Origin of the sequence: Giesbergeria anulus, from assembly GCF_900111115.1 — a bacterium.
Taxonomy (GTDB): domain Bacteria; phylum Pseudomonadota; class Gammaproteobacteria; order Burkholderiales; family Burkholderiaceae_C; genus Simplicispira; species Simplicispira anulus.
Map to the genome: position 1 here is coordinate 319,030 of NZ_FOGD01000001.1, position 16,621 is coordinate 335,650.

14 protein-coding genes are annotated in these 16,621 nt (G+C 58.1%); 9 read left to right on the top strand and 5 right to left on the bottom strand.

From position 1 onward, the window contains the following. Positions 1 to 2: 2 nt before the first annotated feature. Positions 3 to 587, bottom strand: coding sequence for a phosphoribosylglycinamide formyltransferase (purN, locus tag BMX55_RS01525; protein ID WP_091451685.1), 585 nt, complete (start codon positions 585 to 587; stop codon positions 3 to 5). A 20-nt stretch (positions 588 to 607) separates the two neighbouring features. On the opposite strand from purN, the gene BMX55_RS01530 reads away from it, so the two are divergent. Next, on the top strand, positions 608 to 1,288 hold the full coding sequence (locus BMX55_RS01530; protein ID WP_091451688.1) for a YceH family protein: 681 nt from the start codon (positions 608 to 610) through the stop codon (positions 1,286 to 1,288). Here BMX55_RS01530 and BMX55_RS01535 read toward each other — a convergent pair. Continuing rightward, positions 1,285 to 2,427 (bottom strand): ATP-binding protein, encoded by a 1,143-nt coding sequence (locus tag BMX55_RS01535; RefSeq protein WP_091451692.1) that lies wholly within the window; start codon positions 2,425 to 2,427, stop codon positions 1,285 to 1,287. The two genes, BMX55_RS01530 and BMX55_RS01535, sit on opposite strands and share 4 nt — an antisense overlap. Then, positions 2,415 to 3,158 (bottom strand): response regulator, encoded by a 744-nt coding sequence (locus tag BMX55_RS01540; RefSeq protein ID WP_091453078.1) that lies wholly within the window; start codon positions 3,156 to 3,158, stop codon positions 2,415 to 2,417. Before BMX55_RS01540 ends, BMX55_RS01535 begins: the two co-directional genes overlap by 13 nt. A gap of 235 nt (positions 3,159 to 3,393) precedes the next feature. On the opposite strand from BMX55_RS01540, the gene xopAW reads away from it, so the two are divergent. Further along, positions 3,394 to 4,434: an EF-hand domain-containing protein gene (gene xopAW / locus BMX55_RS01545; protein ID WP_091451695.1), complete on the top strand. Its 1,041-nt coding sequence runs from the start codon at positions 3,394 to 3,396 to the stop codon at positions 4,432 to 4,434. A 36-nt stretch (positions 4,435 to 4,470) separates the two neighbouring features. Here the strand turns inward: xopAW and BMX55_RS01550 are convergent, their stop codons facing one another. Then, on the bottom strand, positions 4,471 to 5,412 hold the full coding sequence (locus tag BMX55_RS01550) for a bestrophin family protein (protein WP_091451698.1): 942 nt from the start codon (positions 5,410 to 5,412) through the stop codon (positions 4,471 to 4,473). A gap of 193 nt (positions 5,413 to 5,605) precedes the next feature. On the opposite strand from BMX55_RS01550, the gene BMX55_RS01555 reads away from it, so the two are divergent. From BMX55_RS01555 to BMX55_RS01570, 4 genes are all read left to right on the top strand, one after another. Next, positions 5,606 to 6,640 carry a bifunctional riboflavin kinase/FAD synthetase gene (locus BMX55_RS01555; protein ID WP_091451701.1) on the top strand — a complete coding sequence of 345 codons (1,035 nt, stop codon included), beginning with the start codon at positions 5,606 to 5,608 and terminating at the stop codon, positions 6,638 to 6,640. 91 nt (positions 6,641 to 6,731) lie between these two features. Then, entirely contained in the window at positions 6,732 to 9,602 is a 2,871-nt protein-coding gene (gene ileS / locus BMX55_RS01560; RefSeq protein ID WP_091453081.1) for an isoleucine--tRNA ligase, read from the top strand. Then, a complete protein-coding gene (gene lspA / locus BMX55_RS01565; RefSeq protein WP_091451704.1) occupies positions 9,603 to 10,130 on the top strand; it encodes a signal peptidase II in 528 nt (175 codons plus the stop codon). It begins immediately after the preceding gene. Further along, positions 10,127 to 11,029 (top strand): DMT family transporter, encoded by a 903-nt coding sequence (locus BMX55_RS01570; RefSeq protein WP_091451706.1) that lies wholly within the window; start codon positions 10,127 to 10,129, stop codon positions 11,027 to 11,029. Before lspA ends, BMX55_RS01570 begins: the two co-directional genes overlap by 4 nt. A 21-nt stretch (positions 11,030 to 11,050) precedes the next feature. Here the strand turns inward: BMX55_RS01570 and BMX55_RS01575 are convergent, their stop codons facing one another. Then, positions 11,051 to 11,437: a PilZ domain-containing protein gene (locus BMX55_RS01575; protein WP_091451709.1), complete on the bottom strand. Its 387-nt coding sequence runs from the start codon at positions 11,435 to 11,437 to the stop codon at positions 11,051 to 11,053. A 101-nt stretch (positions 11,438 to 11,538) separates the two neighbouring features. Here BMX55_RS01575 and BMX55_RS01580 point away from each other — a divergent pair, with 101 nt between their 5' ends. From BMX55_RS01580 to BMX55_RS01590, 3 genes are all read left to right on the top strand, one after another. Then, the gene (locus tag BMX55_RS01580) at positions 11,539 to 12,309 is read left to right on the top strand and encodes a 2OG-Fe dioxygenase family protein (RefSeq protein WP_091451712.1); all 771 of its coding nucleotides are present in this window, start codon (positions 11,539 to 11,541) and stop codon (positions 12,307 to 12,309) included. 443 nt (positions 12,310 to 12,752) lie between these two features. After that, positions 12,753 to 13,610 (top strand): MerR family transcriptional regulator, encoded by an 858-nt coding sequence (locus BMX55_RS01585; protein WP_281242813.1) that lies wholly within the window; start codon positions 12,753 to 12,755, stop codon positions 13,608 to 13,610. 16 nt (positions 13,611 to 13,626) lie between these two features. Continuing rightward, entirely contained in the window at positions 13,627 to 16,599 is a 2,973-nt protein-coding gene (locus BMX55_RS01590) for a chemotaxis protein CheB (RefSeq protein ID WP_218144450.1), read from the top strand. Positions 16,600 to 16,621 lie beyond the last annotated feature (22 nt).

Genomic DNA, 16,621 nt, shown 5'->3' on the forward strand with positions numbered 1-16,621 from the left:
CATCACGGGTGCGACGACAACCACTGTGCAATGGCCCTTGGGTACAACACATGCTCCTGCGTAAGTACCCGCGCCGCCAAGGTGTCGGCGGTATCGCCGGGCAGCACCGGCACCACGGCCTGATCCAAAATCGGCCCGACATCCAGTTCTGCCGTCACTTGGTGCACACTGGCACCGGCAAACTTGCAGCCCGCATCAATCGCACGCTGGTGCGTGTGCAGGCCAGTAAACGCGGGCAACAACGAAGGATGGATGTTGAGCAAACGCCCAGCGTAGTGCTCCACAAAGCCCGGCGTCAGGATACGCATAAAGCCCGCCAGCACCACCAGCGCCGGATCGTACTGGTCGATCAGCGCAACCAGTGCGGTATCAAAGCCCTCGCGGCTGTCAAACTGTTTGTGGTCAAGCACCTCAGTGGCAATGCCTTGGGCACGGGCCAGTTCTAGCCCTTTAGCATCGGCCTTGTTGCTGATGACTGCCGCCACCCGCGCTCCTAGGCCAGTGTCCCAGTTTTGTTGCTGCGCTGCGCGCACAATGGCGGCCATATTAGAGCCGCCGCCCGAAATCAAAATCACGATGTTTTTCATTGTTCTGGATTATCCCCGCCATGCCCTTTGATCCCACCACCCGCCCCCTGACTGCCGTAGAAGCCCGCGTGCTAGCCACACTGATGGAAAAGGCCCGCACCGTGCCCGACAGCTACCCGCTCACACTCAACAGCTTGGTGCTGGGCTGCAACCAAAAAACCACCCGCGACCCGGTGATGAACGTCAGCGATGCCCAAGCCCAAGAAGCGCTGGATGAGCTCAAACACCTGACTTTGGTGTTTGACAACAGCGGCGGGCGCACCACGCGCTGGGAGCACAACTTTCAGCGCGGCATCGGCGTGCCTGAGCAATCTGCCGTATTGTTGGGTTTACTGATGCTGCGTGGCCCGCAAACCGCTGGGGAGCTGCGCATCAATGCAGAGCGGTGGTACCGCTTTGCCGATATTTCTTCGGTGGAGGGTTTTTTAGACGAGTTGCAAGAGCGCCGCAGCGAAAAAGGCGGCCCGCTGGTGGTGCAATTGCCCCGCGCCCCCGGCGCGCGGGAGCAACGCTGGGCGCATTTGCTCTGTGGCCCAGTCGATGCCAGCAGCGCCAGCCAGAACGGCCACACTGACAGCACAGCGCCAGCCCTGCAAGCACGGGTAGCCACACTAGAAGCCCAAGTGGCTGCCTTGCAAGCCACGGTAGAAGGTTTGTGCAAAGAACTTGGTCTGCCGGGGCCTACATCTGCTGAAAATTAACCGGCACCACGGCGGGGCAGCTCCACACGGGCCAACAACCCGCCACCTTCTGCGTTGCACAGTTGCAACGTGCCTTGGTGGCGCTGCACGATGTCATTAGCAATGGCCAAGCCCAATCCAACACCACCGCTATGGCGGTTGCGCGAGGCTTCAACACGGTAAAAGGGGGCCAGCACTCGCTCGAGTTCAGCTTCTGGCAGGCCGGGGCCGTGGTCTTGCACTTCAATGGTGAGGGCCGATGCGGTATCGTGCAGCTTGATCTGGGCACTGCCACCATAACGAATGGCATTGCCCACCAGATTGTCCAGACAACGGCGCAAGGCATTGGCCTGCACCCGCAGCGGTGCTGCCTGTCCCTGTATCAGCACGGCGTGCCCACAGGCCTGTTGGTCATCGGCCAGGCTCTCGATGAGCGCCTGCACGTCCACCAACACCCAAGGCTCGGCATTGGCACCCCCGCCCAAATGGTCTAGGGTGGCGGCGATCATGGCGTCCATTTCTGCGATGTCCCGGCTAAACAGGCGGCGTTGCTCATCGTCGCCCAGACATTCTGCCCGCAAGCGCAAACGGGTCAGTGGCGTGCGCAAATCGTGCGAAACCGCCGCCACAAAACGATCTCGCTCTTGCAATTGTTGGCAAATACGCGCCTGCATCTGGTTAAAAACCCGGCTGGCCTCGCGGCATTCGCTGGGGCCGACCTCAGGCAATGGCGGGCGGTGGATGTTCTGCCCCAGATCCCGCGCTGCGGCAGCCAGATGGTGTAGCGGCTGCGACAGCCAGCGCGCACCCACCCAAGCGGCTGCCATCAAAGCCGCCAAACGCACCCCAATATCCAGCAACAGTCCCGCAGGAAAGTTGCGCCCCGGTGGCCTAGGTGGATGGCCGGGGTGGGGCGGGGGCGCATTCCAGCCGGGTGGTGAGGCATGGCCGGGCTGACTCACATGCGCAGGGTGATGGCCCGGTGCACCCGGCCCAAACTCTGGTCGTAATTCAAACAGCAACGTAATAGCCAGCGCATGGCTGGTCAACACCGCAATGAACAGCAAGGCGGCCAAACGGCCAAACAAGGTGACGGGCAGCAGATGCGCCAGCGCCTGCTGCACCTGCTGGTACCAGCGGGTAGCACTCAACGCAACCATGCCACTGGCCCCTGCACCGTCTGGCTGTTAAACAGGTAGCCAGCGCCACGCACCGTTTTGATGATGGCAGGATCGCGCGAATCATCGGCCAACTTGTGCCGCAACCGAGACACCAGCAAATCAATGCTGCGGTCTAACATATCCATCGCCCGACCTCTGGCCTCTTCCATCAACTGATCGCGGCCCAAAACACAACGGGGCCGCCGCAAAAAGGTACACAGCAAGCGAAACTCAGCATTGGACAGGGGCACCACCATCCCCTGCGGCGATATCAGATGGCGCTCCATGCCGTGCAGCGTCCAGCCATCAAAACGCACCACCGCATCGGCGGCACTCCCTCTGGCCGCCCCCCCGGCACTGGCCCCCGTAGCGGCAGCACGGCGCAACACCGTCTGTATGCGGGCCACCAGCTCACGCGGCTCAAAGGGCTTGCCCATGTAATCGTCAGCGCCCATCTCTAACCCCAGCACGCAATCGTAGGGATTGGCCCGCGCCGTCAAGATGATGATGGGCAACTGTGAACGCGCCCGCAATTCACGCGCCAGTGTGATGCCATCGGTGCCGGGCAACATGATGTCCAGCACCACCAAATCCATCGGCTGCGCTGCCAATTGGGCGCGCATCGACAAGCCATCACTGGCCGCATGGGCGGTAAAACCAAAACGGTTCAGGTACTGGGTCAGTAGCGTCGTGATGTCTTCATCATCATCGACCACCAAGATATGGGACATAGGCAGGCCGCAGCGCAAGCTGCCAGACAAAGCAAAACCGCAGTATAGGCAAGGCGCAGCCTCTGACCATGCCCAGAAATGGCTGGTGTTTCACGGCCTCTTGCGGCGCTGGAGCTGGCTTTCGTATCCGCCTTGGTACAAACAGGACAAACTGGGTTTACCCACAGTTCCAACAATGGCTACTAGGCGGACGCAGGTCATGCGCCAGCCCTTCATGGAACGAAAGGAACCGACAATGGCAAGCATCAGTAGCGTCAGCAGTGCGTGGTCTAACACCTACGCCCAGCGCAGCAATGCACAACCACAGGCAGGACGGCTGTCCGAACGCCTACAAAGCAAATTTGACCAAGACCAGAGTGGCGGCATTGATGCCACCGAACTGGAAGGTTTGCTCAGCGATGTATCGCAGAAAACCGGCACCAGCAGTACCACCAGTGCCGCAGACCTGTTGGCCAGTAACGATGCCAACGGCGACGGCAACCTCAGCGGTGATGAACTCGACAGCACCCTCAAGAGCGTACTGCCTCCACCGCCCTCAACGATGGAGTTTGCCCAGTCACGCGGCCTCTCCGCCGATACGGCCAGCCAACCCAGTAAAGATCTGTTTGGCAAAGTGGACAGCGATGGCGATGGTGGTGTCAGCCAAGACGAACTACAGGGCCTGCTGGAGAAAATGTCCGGGGGCACGGCCAGCAAAACAGGTGTCAGTTCCGATGAGGTGTTTAGCCAGCTCGATACCGACAGCGACGGCAGCCTGACACAGGCGGAGTTTGAGGCTGCAAGTTCTTCTGCAGGGCAGGAACAGGTAGCCGGTGGCCCACCTCCTGGCGGCATGCCACCCCCACCCGGCGGAAGGCCCCCACCAGCGGGCGGGGCCAGCTCTACCAACACCAGCAGCACCACCTACGACGAACTCGATACCAACGAGGACGGCGTAGTCTCTCCCGCTGAACAGGCCATAGCCAGCTTACAAGAAGGTGTGCAAGACACGAAAGACGCCGCTGCCACCCTGTTCAGCGCCATTGACACCGATAGCGACAACACCATCAGCACCAGCGAAGGGGAAGCCTTTATTGCACAGCTCAACAGCTTAGCCAACTCCAACCAAGAAAGTGCCAGTACCACCGACAACGCCCGCCAAGGCAGCAAGCTAAGCGACGAAGTGCGCCAAGATCTGGTGCAACTGGCCCAACTGGCACAGCGCCAATATGCTGCAGTGGCCAACAACCTCTCCAGCACAAGCACACAGGGCAACACCATCAATCTGCTGGCCTAAGCGGCCTTAGCAGCCACGAACTGGGCCTGCCGGGGCTTACGTCAGCCGAAAATTGACTGGCAGCAGCGGCGGCGGCAGTTCGGTTTCACCCAAAGACTCACGCAGGGTGATCTCTATGCTGCGGCACAGGGTATCGAGGGGCAGGTCGTTGCTCTCTAGGCCAAACGGCTCCTCGATCTCATCGCCCAGTGCATCCAGCCCAAAGAAGGTATAAGCCACGATGCCCACGACAAATGGTGTCATAAAGCCAGTCACATCCACCAGCCCAAAGGGCAGCAAGAAGCAGTACATATAGGCCGTGCGGTGCAGCAGCAGCGTGTAAGAGAAGGGGATCGGCGTAAACTTGATGCGCTCGCACGAGGCCGCAGCCGCCGTCATAGCCGACAAGGTTTGGTCTAGCCCTACCGCCAAGGCCGGGTCAATCTGTTTTTGGCGCACGCAATCGCCCAGATCGCGCCCCATCGCTTGCATCAGCGCATCGGCCACGTTAGAGCGGGCTTGCACCTGCGCCCATTCAGCCGGTGTCGTCCATTGTTGCAGCAGTGCATCGTCTTTCTCGCCGCGCAATTGCAGGCGCAGCGCATGGACAAAGGCAATGGCCCGGTGCACCATGCGCACGCGCACATCGCTGTCGCGCTGGCGATAATCCAGTGCTTGGGGCAAGTCGATCAAACTCTGGCACTGGCGCGTCAGAGATCGGGTGCGCAGCACCAACTCGCCCCACAGTTTGCGCGCCTCCCAGTAGCGGTCGTAAGCGGTGGTGTTGCGAAAGCCCAAAAAAATCGCCAACGGCAAACCGATCAGCGTGAAGGGAATGGCTGTCAGGGTAATCTTGACAGTAAAAAGGTTGCCATGCGCCAGCGTCACCAAGGTGGCCAGCAAAATATTGAGCAACAGGGTAAAGCGAATGCGCTGCAACACCGAGCCGCGCACGGCCACAAACAAGCGCCAACCGGCGGGGCGATCACGAACGATCATCAAAAACCCATCCTGAAAGGAACAGCAAAGAAAGCGCATTGGAGCACGTTGCGCAGCGTTTTGTTCAATGCCCACGCAACATCCGACACCCCCACTTGGACAGACTGGGCCACAATAGCCCCTTTTCCAGCCCCCGGGGCCATCCGTGCCGCATCCCACAGGTGCAGGGCGTCCCGGCAAAGAACACCTTTTCATGAAGATTTTTCGCGGTTTCCGCCACCCCGGTATTGCCCCCGCCAGTGCCGTGACCATGGGCAATTTTGATGGCGTACACCGGGGACACCAAGCTATGCTGGCACTGCTGCAAAACGAGGCCAGGCATCGGGGCGTGCCCAGTTGTGTGCTCACCTTTGAGCCACACCCGCGCGACTACTTTGCCGGTGCGCTGCACCGCCCTGAACTGGCCCCAGCGCGCATTGGCACGCTGCGCGACAAGCTCACCGAGTTGGAGCGCTGCGGTGTCGATCAAACCGTAATCCTGCCCTTTGATGCCCGCTTGGCTACCCAACCGCCGCAAGCCTTTATTGACCAAGTGCTGGTAGCGGGCTTGGGGGCGCGCTATGTGCTGGTGGGCGATGATTTTCGCTTTGGTGCCCAACGCGCTGGCGACTACGCCCTGCTGGACGCGGTAGGCCCAGAACACGGCTTTGATGTGGCCCGCATGATGAGCTACGAAGTCCACGGCCTGCGCGTGTCCAGCTCTGCTGTGCGCGAAGCACTGTTGGCAGGCCGGATGCAAGATGCCGCCCAACTGCTAGGGCGGCCCTACACCATCTCCGGCCATGTCGTGCACGGGCGCAAACTGGGCCGAGCGCTGGGGGCCAGCAACCCACAGGCCGACAATGGCTTTCGCACCCTCAATCTACGCTTTGCCCACTGGAAGCCCGCAGCCAGCGGCATCTTTACGGTGTGGGTGCATGGCCTAAGCGATACCCCACTGCCGGGCGTAGCCAACTTGGGCATCCGCCCATCGCTTGACCCGCAAGATGTCAATGGGGGCCGGGTGCTGCTAGAAACCCACTGCCTAGAATGGCCCAGCCATCTGGGGGCTGAAGGGGGCTACGGTAAAATTGCCCGCGTGGAACTGCTGCACAAACTGCACGACGAACTCAAATACGACAGCTTTGATGCCCTGACGGCAGGCATTGCGCGCGATTGCGCCGACGCGCGCGCTTGGTTTGCCAGCCATGCACAAACCCGCCGCCAAACCACCCGCGACCGAATTTGATGGGCTAGTCTGCCCACCCTCCTCCCTTTTTTCTGCCCCCTGAACACCGCTGTTCAGGTTGCGCTTGTTGCATTTTTCTGAAATTTTTGCCATGTCCGACGCCAAAAAATCCTCTGCTGCCACCGATTACCGCAGCACCCTGAACCTGCCCGACACCCCCTTTCCGATGCGCGGCGACCTGCCCAAGCGCGAACCAGCATGGGTGAAAGAATGGGAAGACAAGGGCATCTACCAAAAACTGCGCGATGCCCGCAGCGGCAAGCCCAAGTTCATCTTGCACGATGGCCCGCCCTACGCCAACGGCCAGTTGCACATCGGCCACGCCGTGAACAAGGTACTCAAAGACATGATTACCAAGGCGCGCCAACTCGAAGGCTACGACGCCCAATATGTGCCCGGCTGGGACTGCCACGGCCTGCCGATTGAGAACGCCATCGAGAAACTACATGGCCGCAACCTGCCCCGCGACGAGATGCAGGCCAAAAGCCGTGCCTTTGCCACCGAGCAAATCGCCCAACAAATGCAAGACTTCAAGCGCTTGGGCGTGCTGGGGCAGTGGGACAATCCGTACAAAACCATGAACTTCGCCAACGAGGCTGGTGAACTGCGCGCCTTGAAGCGCGTCATGGAGCGCGGTTATGTCTATCGCGGCCTCAAGCCGGTGTACTGGTGCTTTGACTGCGGCAGCTCGCTGGCCGAGTTTGAGATCGAATACCAAGACAAAAAGAGCGAAACGCTGGATGTGGCCTTCAAGGCCCATGACCCGGCCCGCTTGGCAGCCGCCTTTGGCGTGACCGCTGTGCAGCCAGAAGCCTTTATCGTTATCTGGACAACCACCGCTTGGACGATTCCCGCCAACCAAGCGCTGAACCTCAATCCTGAATTGCCCTACGCACTGGTGCAAACCGAGCGCGGCCAGTTCATTGTGGCGGCGCAGTTGGTCGATAACTGCCTGCAACGCTGGGGCCTGCAAGGCGAAGTGTTGGCTACCGTGCCCGGCCAGCAACTGGAAGGCTTGGAGTTTGAACACCCCCTGTACGACGTTGCCAGCCCCGATGGCAGCTACGGCTACCGCCGTTTGGCCCCCGTCTATCTGGCCGACTACGCCACCGCCAGCGACGGCACCGGTATCGTCCACGCCGCCCCCGCCTATGGTGTCGATGACTTTAACTCCTGCATCGCCCACGGCCTGAAATACGACGACATCCTCAACCCCGTGCAAGGCAACGGCTGCTACGCCGCCGACTTCCCGTTGTTTGGCGGCCTGCACATCTGGAAGGCCGTGCCCGTGGTGCTGCAAACGCTGCGCGACGCTGGTCGCCTGTTGGCTACGCAAACCATCACCCACAGCTACCCGCACTGCTGGCGGCACAAAACCCCAGTGATCTACCGCGCCGCCGCCCAGTGGTTTGTACGCATGGATGAGGGCGAAGGCGTGTTCACCACCGACAAGGCCGAAAGCACGCTGCGCGCCACCGCCCTCAACGCCATTGAGCACACCCATTTTTACCCCGCCAACGGCAAGGCCCGCCTGCGCGACATGATTGCCGGGCGGCCCGACTGGTGCATCTCGCGCCAACGCTCTTGGGGCGTGCCGCTGCCGTTTTTCTTGCACCAAGATTCGGGCGAGCTGCATCCGCGCACAATGGAAATCGTCGATCAAGCCGCTGAAATCATCGAACAAGGCGGCATTGAGGCTTGGAGCCGCGTCACCACCGAAGAAATCTTGGGCGCGGAAGACGCACCGCACTACACCAAGAGCACCGATATTTTGGAAGTGTGGTTTGATTCTGGCTCCACCTTCTGGCACGTCATGCGTGGCACCCACGGCGATATGCACCACGACAGCGGCCCTGAGGCCGACTTGTATCTTGAAGGCCACGACCAGCACCGGGGCTGGTTCCACAGCTCCTTGCTGCTGGCCAGCGCCATTTATGGCCGCGCCCCCTACCGTGGCCTGCTCACGCACGGCTTTACGGTAGACGGCCAAGGCAAGAAGATGAGCAAATCGCTGGGCAACACGGTATCGCCGCAAGAGGTGAGCGGCAAGCTGGGCGCAGAAATCATCCGTCTGTGGTGCGCCTCGACCGATTATTCCGGCGACTTGGCTATCGATGACAAAATTTTGGCCCGCGTGGTCGATTCGTACCGCCGTATCCGCAACACCCTGCGCTTTTTGCTCGCCAATGTGAGCGATTTTGACCCGGCACAAGACGCCGTGCCGTTTGAGCAACTGCTAGAGATTGACCGCTACGCCCTGACCCGCGCCACCGAGTTCCAACAAGAGGTGCTGGCGCACTACAAGGTGTACGAGTTTCACCCCGTCGTCGCCAAGCTGCAACTGTATTGTTCCGAAGACTTGGGCGGCTTCTATCTGGACGTGCTCAAAGACCGGCTCTACACCACCGCGCCCAAGAGTTTGGCACGGCGCAGCGCCCAAACCGCCCTGTGGCACATCACCCACGCCATGCTGCGCTGGATGGCACCGTTCCTTAGCTTTACCGCCGAAGAAGCGTGGAAATTTTTTGGCAACTCCGAATCCATCTTTTTGGAAACCTACGGGGCCGTTGGTGTGAGCGCTACCGCCGATGAAGGGTTGCTCGACAAATGGGCACGCATCCGTGCCATCCGCGACTTGGTGAATAAGGACATCGAAGTGGTGCGCGGCGCAGGCCAAGTCGGCTCCTCGCTCCAAGCTAAGGTGTGCCTGACCGTGCCACCCGAAGACCATGCCCTGCTGGCCAGCTTGGGCGACGATTTGAAGTTTGTCTTTATCACCTCGCAGATCGAACTGGTAGCGGGCGATGCCTATGCCGCCACCGTCAGCGCCAGCACCGACGCCAAATGCGAGCGTTGCTGGCATTACCGCGACGATGTCGGCCACGACAGCGCCCACCCCACCCTCTGTGGCCGCTGCACCAGCAATTTGCACGGCACGGGCGAGCACCGGGCGCACGCCTAAATGGGTTCTGCATCCGAGCTAGGCCGCTCCAACACGGGCGGCAGCCTCTGGCCTTGGTTGGGCTGGGCGCTGCTGCTACTGGTGGCCGACCAAATCACCAAGGCCCTGATTGTCGGGGCCTACCAGTTGGGCGATGCAACGCACATCACTGGCTTTTTTAACATTGTGCGGGCGCACAATACCGGCGCAGCCTTTTCGTTTCTGGCGCAGGCCGGGGGCTGGCAACGCTGGCTATTTACCGCCATCGGCGTAGTGGCCACGGTAGTGATTGTTTGGCAGTTACGCTTACACCCTGGACAAAAATTGTTTTCTTTTGCCTTGGCTAGCATTTTGGGCGGTGCCATTGGCAATGTGATCGACCGGGTTGTCCACGGCTATGTGGTGGACTTTTTGGACTTTCACTGGGATTTTTTGTCTGGCCTGTTTTATGGCGGGCATTTTCCAGCCTTTAACATTGCCGATATGGGCATCACGGTAGGCGCAGCGCTGCTTATCGTGGATGAATTTTTGCGGGCGCGCAGCAAATGAAGCCATCCCTTAGCCCCAGCACGGCTGCCATGCTCACCCTCGCCCCCTTGCTGTGGGCGGGTAATGCCGTGGTCGGGCGGCTGATTAGCGATTGGGTGCCCCCCATGACGCTCAACCTGATCCGCTGGCTGTTGGCCTTTGTGCTATTGCTACCACTAGCCTATCGGGTGCTGCGCCGCAGCAGCCCGGTATGGACGCACTGGCGGCGTTTTATCGTGCTGGGGCTGTTGGGCATTGGCTGCTATAACGCCTTGCTTTATCTGGCACTGCAAACCTCCACGCCTATCAATGTGACCTTGGTCGGCTCCAGTATGCCGGTGTGGATGTTGGCGATTGGTGCTCTGTTTTTTGGCGTTCCGGCCACACGACGACAAGTAGCGGGGGCAGCGCTGTCCATCGTTGGGGTGGTGGTGGTACTGAGCCGAGGCGAATGGGGCCAATTGCTGGCGCTGCGGCTCGTACCGGGCGATTTTTTCATCCTACTGGCTACCATTGCTTGGGCCTTTTATAGCTGGCTGCTGGTACGCACCACTGAGCCAGCCAGCATCCGCAACGATTGGGCCGCTTTTTTGATGGGCCAATTGGTTTTTGGCTTGGGCTGGTCTAGCCTGTTTGCTGGCGCTGAATGGGCCAGCGGCATGGGCACGCCCATTGTGTGGGGTGCGCCACTGCTGGCAGCCTTGGCCTTTATTGCCATTGGCCCTGCCCTGTTGGCTTACTGCTTTTGGGGCATTGGTGTGCGCCGCGCTGGGCCCAATTTAGCGGGCTTTTTTGCCAACCTCACGCCACTGTTTGCCGCACTGCTGTCAGCAGCCTTTTTGGGCGAAGCGCCGCACCTGTACCACGCACTGGCATTTGCCCTGATTGTGGGTGGGATTGTGGTCTCGTCGCGGCGCTAAAACGCTGCTGGCGCGCAGGTTTCAGTCGTCGTAGCCGACGCGCTTGGCACCAGCCACCAACTGCGATAAATCCCGATCCAGCAGGGCCGCATCGCCCAACTGCCACTCAATCAACCGACGCAGGTGGGTGATGCTGTCCAAGTCCATATGCAAGCAGCGCAGGCCGGTTTGGTGCTCTTCGTGCCGCGCCACTTCTACAGCCATGGTGATGTGAACGTTAGAGGGTGCCAGCGTCAATTGCAACTGACACAAAGTGCCAGACTCTAGCCCGTGGCCGGGTGGCAGCGCTACCAATGCGCCCTTGAGTGACAGGTCGAGGATATGCACACGTAAGCTAGAGTGATCGAGCTTTAATAAGGCCGGGGCATCGAAGTGGACACGGGTGAAATGGCGACGTTCGTGGGACATGGCGGCTTGGGTAAATGAAACGAATGCGCCAGTTTAAGCCCCTGCAGGGCTCGTGTGTGCGAAACTGGTACCTTGTTACTGTACCAACCTTGCACGCTTTCATGGCCACGCCCACTTTCTTGCCGCCGTTTTGCCCCCTACCTGCCTTACCACAGCGGCTACAACAGCAAGGCTTTGCTGTTTTGTCTTCGGCTGATGTGGCCCAGTGGATCGGCTGCCAGCTGCCCGACTTGCAGGCCCTGCAAGCCGACTGGAACCATCTACCCCCCGACCACTACCTCAAAGACGGTGGCCGCTACCGCCAACGCCGCCACGCCTCGTTTATCGTGCAGGGGGCTACCGTACACCCCGTGCCGCACCGCGCCCACTGGCAGCCGCTAGAGTACAACGCACTGCACGGCGGCATGGAGCGCTGGTTTGAACCCATACCGCAGGCCAGTCTGGCCCGCCCGGTCTGGGGCCAGTTGTTGCAAACGCTGGGCCAATTGTGTACGGCGGTATTTTCCCCCGGCCAAACGCCAACACCTTGGTTTATAGAAGCGCACCAGTTTCGCATCGACACCACCGACGGCATTGGCCGCCCGACCCCCGAAGGCGCGCACCGCGATGGTGTCGATTTAGTTGCAGTGTTCTTAGTGGCTCGTGAAGGGGTCAAGGGCGGAGAAACGCGTGTCTTTGAAGCATGCGCACCCGCTGGACAGCGTTTTACGCTGACGCAGCCGTGGTCGCTGCTGCTACTCGATGATGCACGCATGATCCACGAAACCACCCCCATCCAACCTGAAATGGCCGGGGGCTACCGCGATACGCTGGTGGTCACTTGCCGACGCAGTGGCTTTCAAGATAGCCCCGCTGCGGCTCCAGATGCGTAAAACTCACTTGTGTAACAACTTGAATCAATGGGTGTGAAACATCAATCTTCAAGGTTGGTAATGACTACCATTAACAGTTCATACCAACACAAAACCACAATACGGCTTATCCCTTATTATGATGATAACCATCATACATCATAGTTTATATTTATCAATTTCATCGAACTTATGGGATTTTCCTTCTGGATAGAGTGATTGCACAAGGCTATTAACAAAACATAGATTTTTTGCCAACAGCTAAAAATTCCCAGTACCGCTCTTGCCCACCTTCAAATTTTTGACTGTGGCTGACTCAATCAAAAATACAAGCCACAAATCCCCCAAAAGAATCCTAGATTTGACATGGGTCACGTCCAACCCTAGCATGGACAAGTACACTATGCACTTATGTATTGAAGAGGTGTGCTCTGTCCGAAAAATCTGGCGTTTCTATCGGTGTATTGGCGGCAGAGTTGGGTGTGGCCACCACCACATTGCGCAAATGGGAGTCTCGCTACGGATTTCCATTGGCACAACGCACCTCTGCCCGTACGCGACTATATGCCCCGGCCACCGTAGATCAATTGCGTTTAGCCCTGATTAGGATGGCAAATGGCGAAAAGCCGGGCGTCGTATTGCGTACACCTTTCGCAGAGCGCCTCTCTGCAACCCCTCTGCACGACACCCTAGCCCCCATGCTGCTATGGCTGCGTCAAGGGCAGCCTGAGCATTGCGATGCTTGGTTGTGCAAGCAACTCGCACAGCAAGGTTTGGTGGCTTTTGCCGACGACGTCTTAGGCCCCCTGTTGTGGGCCATCGGGGACGGATGGGCACAGCAACGTGTCCGCGTCCTAGAAGAGCACAGCCTTTCTACTTTGGTGCAGCGGGTGCTGGCTATGGCTTGTACTGGGGCTACACCCCCAGTTGCTTCCCATCCATCGCCCACCGTATTGCTGGCCACACTATCGGGCGAGCACCACACCCTGGGCTTGTCTATGGTCGAGTCCGTGCTGCGCAGCCTAGGGGCGCGGGTGGTCAACCTAGGTGCCAACGTCCCATTGGCAGAAATGTGCGCGGCTGTGCTGCTGTTTGATGCCCAAGTACTAGCACTATCGCTCAGCCCAGCTTTGGCCCCTCGGTTGACCCAGTGCGAGCTCACTTTACTCATGCAACAGCTGCCTCCCGATGTATGCCTGTGGCTGGGCGGTGGCGGCGTTGCTGCTTTGCAACGTGTGCCACCAAAGACCCAAATATTTACCTCTTGCAGAGACATTGCATCGGCATTAGCGGGCGTGTCTGCACGGGTATCGTGCCATTGAACTAGGAACCAGTATTGTGAGTAAAACCACTCGTACCAGCAAAAATACCTCTCTACCCGGCGTACATTTCGATGGTTATGTAGTGGGCATTGGAGCCTCAGCAGGCGGACTAGAGGCACTAGAACAATTTTTCGATCACTGTGCATCTGACAGCGGTGCAGCCTATGTGGTGGTGCAACATTTATCACCCGACCACAAAAGCATGATGAACAATCTGCTATCACGGCACACACGAATGCCAGTGCAAATGGTAGAAGATGGTATGCCGGTACAAGCCAATCAGGTCTATCTAATACCACCGGGTGCCGTCATGCGCGTATCTGGTGGGCAGTTCCATTTATCACCCAAAAGCCCCCATGGACTCACGCTGCCCATTGATATTTTCTTCAGCTCTCTGTCAGAAAGTTACAACTCACGGGCGCTGGGGGTGGTGCTGTCAGGCACAGGGTCTGATGGCACTAGAGGGGCAGTAGCCATTAATGCTGCGGGTGGTTTTTTACTGGCGCAAGACCCTGAGCAAGCCAAGTTTGATGGCATGCCCCGCAGTGTGATTGCCACTGGGGTGGTAGACGAAGTTTTACCTGCACAAAATCTGGGCGCACGGGTGCTATTGCATATCCAGAACCTGCCATACGAACCAATACACCCACCAGCTGATACACCAGCCCGCAACGAGCTACTGACAGAAGGTGAAGCCTTACAATCGCTACTGCAATTGCTCAAACAAACTGGCGGCATTAACTTTCAAGATTACAAATCAGGTACCGTCATGCGGCGCATCCAACGGCGTATGCAAGTGCGCCACATGCCCAATTTGCAGACCTACCTTGACTTGGTTGAGCAAGACCGGGCCGAGTTGTTCGTGTTGCGCCGCGAACTGCTGATTGCCGTTACCAGCTTTTTCCGCGACCCAGAATCATTTGAGTTGCTATCCGAAAAAGCTATTACCCAATTGGTAAAAAAAGCCAGTGGTGGCAGCCCCATCCGGGTCTGGGTAGCAGGCACATCCACGGGTGAAGAAGCCTACAGCTTGGCCATGCTATTTATGGAAGCATTTGAGCGCGAACGGCGTTGGCCTAGCCTGAAGATTTTTGCCACGGACATCAACCAACAAAACATTGATACAGCAGCACAAGGGCAATATCCAGAGTCTGCTGCGGTAGAGCTAACACCCTCCCGGTTAGAGAGATTTTTTGTTAAAAATGGCAGTTACTTTGTTGTTAAACCGGAATTAAGACAAGTCATTGTTTTTGCGCGCCATAATTTATTAGAAGACCCACCATTCACCCGCATGGATTTGGTGAGCTGCCGCAATATGCTGATTTATTTTCGCCCCGAAGCCCAAGACAGGGCGCAGCGCCGTTTACAGTATGCGGTCAAACCTGACGGCTATCTTTTTTTAGGGTCTAGTGAGTCGTTACTAGGCGCTAGTACTGCATTTAGCACCTTAGACGTCAAGCACAAAATATTCCAATGCACGGTAGGCACACTGCCGTTGGTCTACGATACCTCTGCTTCGGGTGCTACCGTGCCAGCTCCGGTGGGCAAACGCTTGGTGAGTGCCCCTGTGCGTACAGTACCTTCAGATGCTATGGTGGTAGATTCAGCGCTAACAACGCTCATGTCCACCTATGTCCCTCCAGCCATGTTGGTAAACGATCAACACCAAGCTGTTCATTTGTTTGGGGATATGAAATCATTTTTTCAAGTCCGCGAAGGGCTGGCCAGCCTCGATATTCACCGCGTACTGCCTGATGCGCTGATTCCATCAGCATCGGCCTTGGTATTCAAGGCCACCAAAGACGGCGTCAAACTGATGTCCGATATTTTGCATGTCAGCGTGGGCACTGATGAAGATGTACCACTGCGGTTAGTGGCTCAACCCTTGCGCTTGCATGGCGAAGAGCGTTTTGTGTTGCTGTGCTTTGAGCGACTGAGTAATGCACCCGCACAAACCAGTGACGACGCCACAGCACCGATTGACGTGGCCAGCGAAACCATGGCCAGAGTGGAAATTCTGGAGCGCGAGTTGATGGCCACACGAGAAAGCCTACAAGCCACAATTGAAGAGCTAGAAACCTCCAACGAGGAACTGCAAGCCACCAACGAAGAGATGATGGCCTCCAATGAGGAACTGCAAAGCTCTAATGAAGAGCTGCAATCGGTCAATGAAGAGCTGAACACCGTCAACGCCGAATTTCAAGAGAAAACCACTATCCTCAGTCGCCTCAATTCTGATATGGACAGCATGACCAAAGCGGTCGGCGTAGCCACTGTTTTTGTTGATCAGGATTTAAACCTGACTCGGTTCAGCCCCGACGCACTAGAACTGTTCAAGTTGCGCGATTCAGATATTGGACGGGCCTTGGACGACATTGGCCACCGCCTCAAATACCCGAACTTGATGGAAGACATTCGTCGCACCTTGTTCACCGACCGGACGCAAGAGCGCGAAATTTTGGCCGAAGACGGGCGCATGTTTCTGTGTCGGCTGCTGCCGTATCGAGTGCCCTCTAGCCAGCAGCGCGGCGTGGTGTGTACGTTTGTCGATGTCACGGTGTTTCGTGACTTGCAGCGCCTGCAAGCAGTGATTGATGCTCTACCAGAGCACGTGGCTGTGTTGGAGCAAGACGGACGCATCAGCATGGTCAACACTGCTTGGCGTAACTTTGCCCGCACCAACGGCAACAGCCTACTCACCCATTCTGGCCCCGATACCAACTACTTTGATGCTTGCAAAGGGGCCGATGATCTTGAAGATGTGTACACCCGGCGCGCAGTGCGCGGCGTGCGCGCTGTACTCGAAGGCACATTGCCATTTTTTACCTTGCAATACCCCTGCCATTCACCCACCGAGAAGCGCTGGTTCGTCATGAACGTAGCACCAGTCAGTGGCGGGCACGAATTTGGTGCTCTTATCAGTCATATTAACATTTCAGGCTGGTACCACGGTTTTACGGATGAATCCGACGCAGCCGTTTTGGCTTGATAGAGGTTCTTTATGGCCGCTG

Coding starts and splice junctions, on each gene's coding strand:
- purN (WP_091451685.1), bottom strand. CDS start 587: ATGAAAAACATCGTGATTTTGATTTCGGGCGGCGGCTCTAATATGGCC.
- BMX55_RS01530 (WP_091451688.1), top strand. CDS start 608: ATGCCCTTTGATCCCACCACCCGCCCCCTGACTGCCGTAGAAGCCCGC.
- BMX55_RS01535 (WP_091451692.1), bottom strand. CDS start 2,427: ATGGTTGCGTTGAGTGCTACCCGCTGGTACCAGCAGGTGCAGCAGGCG.
- BMX55_RS01540 (WP_091453078.1), bottom strand. CDS start 3,158: ATGTCCCATATCTTGGTGGTCGATGATGATGAAGACATCACGACGCTA.
- xopAW (WP_091451695.1), top strand. CDS start 3,394: ATGGCAAGCATCAGTAGCGTCAGCAGTGCGTGGTCTAACACCTACGCC.
- BMX55_RS01550 (WP_091451698.1), bottom strand. CDS start 5,412: ATGATCGTTCGTGATCGCCCCGCCGGTTGGCGCTTGTTTGTGGCCGTG.
- BMX55_RS01555 (WP_091451701.1), top strand. CDS start 5,606: ATGAAGATTTTTCGCGGTTTCCGCCACCCCGGTATTGCCCCCGCCAGT.
- ileS (WP_091453081.1), top strand. CDS start 6,732: ATGTCCGACGCCAAAAAATCCTCTGCTGCCACCGATTACCGCAGCACC.
- lspA (WP_091451704.1), top strand. CDS start 9,603: ATGGGTTCTGCATCCGAGCTAGGCCGCTCCAACACGGGCGGCAGCCTC.
- BMX55_RS01570 (WP_091451706.1), top strand. CDS start 10,127: ATGAAGCCATCCCTTAGCCCCAGCACGGCTGCCATGCTCACCCTCGCC.
- BMX55_RS01575 (WP_091451709.1), bottom strand. CDS start 11,437: ATGTCCCACGAACGTCGCCATTTCACCCGTGTCCACTTCGATGCCCCG.
- BMX55_RS01580 (WP_091451712.1), top strand. CDS start 11,539: ATGGCCACGCCCACTTTCTTGCCGCCGTTTTGCCCCCTACCTGCCTTA.